Origin of the sequence: Anaerovirgula multivorans, from assembly GCF_900188145.1 — a bacterium.
Classification (GTDB): Bacteria; Bacillota; Clostridia; order Peptostreptococcales; family Natronincolaceae; genus Anaerovirgula; species Anaerovirgula multivorans.
This window is the reverse complement of the sequence record NZ_FZOJ01000085.1, coordinates 1-2,472: the sequence shown is the minus strand read 5'-3', so window position 1 is coordinate 2,472 and position 2,472 is coordinate 1. Positions and strand designations below refer to the sequence as shown.

Genomic DNA, 2,472 nt, shown 5'->3' with positions numbered 1-2,472 from the left:
GTAAGCGTCAAAATGCCCACACCTTGACAGATATGGGCTTGATCATTAATTTTCAGATGGCACTTTGCAGGATTGAGGTATGGATTCTGACCAAGGTAGTAGTCCATCAATTTTTTTAGAGTTAGTAATATCTATATTTGGCAGTCTTTCAAATAAATATTCAAGATAGTGAAAAGGACTTAAGTTATTTGCTTTAGCTGTTTCTACGATACTGTAGATGATAGCACTGGCTGTGGCACCATTGGGAGATTTGCTAAAGAGCCAATTTTTTCTCCCAATTACAAAGGGTTTGATAGCCCTTTCAGCTCTGTTATTACTAATTTCAATAGCTCCATCCTTAAGGAAGGTTTCAAGCTTATTCCATTGATTTAGGCAGTAGGTGATAGCTTTACCTAAACCACTTTTAGGAAGTACTTTTGGCTTATTAGTATTTAACCATGCCAAGAAAGCCTCAAGAACTGGCTTGCTGTATTCTAGGCGTTTTGTATAGCGTTCCTCCTGACTAAGCTCTAGGTAACCCCTTTCAAGATGAAAGAGTTGGTTGCAGTAATCTCGACCTTCCTTTGCTAGGGTGGTGGAGGTATCTGCATTTTTAGGTAGTGCCTTAATGGCATCTACAAAGCCTCGCCTCGCATGAGCAAAGCATCCCATGATGGTAACATCTTCTACATCATTGTAGGCCTGATAACCATCGGTTTGCAAGTATCCTTTAAAGCCTTGTAGAAAGGATTTAGGATGCTTACCTGCCCTTGAAGGGGTATAGTCATAGAGGAAAATTTTCGGGCCAAATTTTCCAGTGGCATACAACCACATGTAGGACTTGCTGGTGGCAGATTTCTTATCTTCGCTAAGAACTTGAAGAGTGGTTTCATCTGCGTGGATGTAGGTTTCCATAAGGAGTCTCTCATGAAGACGGTCATAGATAAATTTTAGCCAGTCTGAGCCCTTTATCATCCAGTTAGCAAGGTTTTGTCTTGAGAGTTCTATGCCAAAGTTAACAAACTGCTGCTCCTGACGATAAAGGGGTATGGCTTCAGTATATTTTCTATTCATAACAAAGGCCATGAGAGATGGGGACACAAAGCTACCTGGTATAACAGGGGCTGGTGCTTTAGCCGTAATAACAGGGGTATGAATATTATCCTTCTCACATTGCCTACAGGAATATACATGACGAACATGCTCTACAATTTTTACTTGAGCAGGAACGATTTTAATCTCTTTACGGATTTCCTTGCTCATAATATGAAGGGGGTGAGAACATTCAGGACAAGATTCTTCTTCATCAGGTAAATGATACTCTATTACTTCAACAGGAAGATCAGCCCATGTATTCTTGTTTAGTCCCTTTGATTTACGTCTTTTGTAGGTGATCTCCTCAAGATCAGGCTCCTTTAAATTTGGACGCATGGCTTTTTCAGCCTCATTGAAAAAGGAAAGCTGGTCATCTGGGGTTTTTTCGCTGGAAGCACCGTATTTTTGATGAGCTCCCTTACGAATTTGCTCTTCATACCAGGCTACTTTTGCAGATAGCTCTTGATTTTCCTGCTCCAAAAGGGCACATTTATTCTGTAGAACTTCAATAGACTCTTCCTGGTTATTAAGTTGATTTTTAGTTGAATTTTCAATAGTTTTCATGTATCTATTATACCATTTTTGAAGCGACAAAAAAAGAGTTAAATTCATAAAAAACATTTTTTTTCAATGTTTACAGCTATATCATGATGCGTTCTAGGACTTCCTTATGGGCATGATTTTGATGAATGGATAAACCATCTAATAGCCAGCTTAGTTCTCTTTCGCCTATAGCTAAAGAGGTACCTTCATTACCATCAGGCCAATCAAAGGTGCTTTTTTCTAGACGTTTATAGTGCAGCCAAAAACCATTATAGTCCCACTCAAGGATTTTGATTTTATCTCGTTTACGATTGCAAAAGACAAAGAGACTTCTTGAGAAGGGATCCAGCTTAAAGCTTTCACTTACAATTAAAGCTAAGCCATCAACGGATTTTCTAAGATCTGTTGGTCCTAAGGCAAGATGCACATTATCAATTCGATTTTGCCTTAGCATATTTCAGATAAAATCCTTACAACATTTTTAAAAGCAGCTGCATCAAAACCAGCTTCAACTTCAATGGTTCCTACGCCAATCTGTACTTTAATGGCTGTAGATGAATTAGGCTTTAATACTTCTTTAGGGGACTTAGGAATTTCAACAGACAGCCACTGCTTGGAATCACCAGTAGCAGCTTTTTCTTTTTTAAATTTGCGAGACCAGTAGCTTAAAGCATGAAAATTAATTTCATTTTCTTCACACCATTTCTTTGCTGACAAGCCGCTTAAACGGTATGCTTCAATACGCTCTATCCACATTAATCTAGTTTCTTCTTTACTCATGATAATCATCCTCCTTTGGGAAAATTATCTCATGATCTTGAGCTGATTAAAATGTGGGTTGGAGTTGACGCTTAC

3 protein-coding genes are annotated in these 2,472 nt (G+C 38.6%); all 3 read right to left on the bottom strand.

Translation table 11 applies throughout. The annotated features are described in order from the left end of the window. Positions 1–45: 45 nt before the first annotated feature. Positions 46–1,638: an IS66 family transposase gene (gene tnpC, locus CHB72_RS25550; protein ID WP_089285683.1), complete on the bottom strand. Its 1,593-nt coding sequence runs from the start codon at positions 1,636–1,638 to the stop codon at positions 46–48. Between the two features lie 76 nt (positions 1,639–1,714). Beyond that, positions 1,715–2,071, bottom strand: coding sequence for an IS66 family insertion sequence element accessory protein TnpB (tnpB, locus tag CHB72_RS25545; RefSeq protein ID WP_089285682.1), 357 nt, complete (start codon positions 2,069–2,071; stop codon positions 1,715–1,717). Then, positions 2,065–2,397: an IS66 family insertion sequence element accessory protein TnpA gene (tnpA, locus tag CHB72_RS25540; RefSeq protein WP_089285681.1), complete on the bottom strand. Its 333-nt coding sequence runs from the start codon at positions 2,395–2,397 to the stop codon at positions 2,065–2,067. The genes tnpB and tnpA overlap by 7 nt, the downstream gene beginning before the upstream one ends. Positions 2,398–2,472 lie beyond the last annotated feature (75 nt).